This is a genomic window from Allobosea sp. FBZP-16 (genome assembly GCF_002831785.1).
GTDB classification, from domain to species: domain Bacteria; phylum Pseudomonadota; class Alphaproteobacteria; order Rhizobiales; family Beijerinckiaceae; genus Allobosea; species Allobosea lupini.
On sequence record NZ_LNCQ01000019.1, the window covers coordinates 1 to 370 of the forward strand.

Below are 370 nucleotides of genomic sequence, written 5' to 3' on the forward strand. Positions count from 1 at the left end.
TGCAGGTCGGACCAGGCGAGCGGGCCGGTCTCGGGCGCGCCAGCCGGACGCGCCAGCCCGGCGGCGCCCATCAGGAAGCGGCTGGTGAACAGGCCGAGCTTCTGGTTCGCGTCCCAGTTGGCCGGGGTCGCACCGGAGGTCGCCACCAGCTTCACGATGCCATCGCCTGAGCGCGGCTTGGCCGGGGTGAAGCCCGGAGCCGAGACCGCAAGCAGGCTCTCGCCCTTGCGACCGGTCTCACCGGTGAAGCAGGCGTCGATCATCACGATCAGCTGGCGCTGCACTCCGATCTTCTGCCGCACCAGTTCGAGATTGCGGTACAGCGTCTGCAGCGCGTAGCCGCTCTCGACGACGTTGGGATTGCCGTCAT

1 pseudogene is annotated in these 370 nt (G+C 68.9%); it reads right to left on the minus strand.

The annotated features are described in order from the left end of the window. Nucleotides 1-370, minus strand: a pseudogene (locus tag CXY91_RS30825) (caspase family protein); the annotation flags it as partial.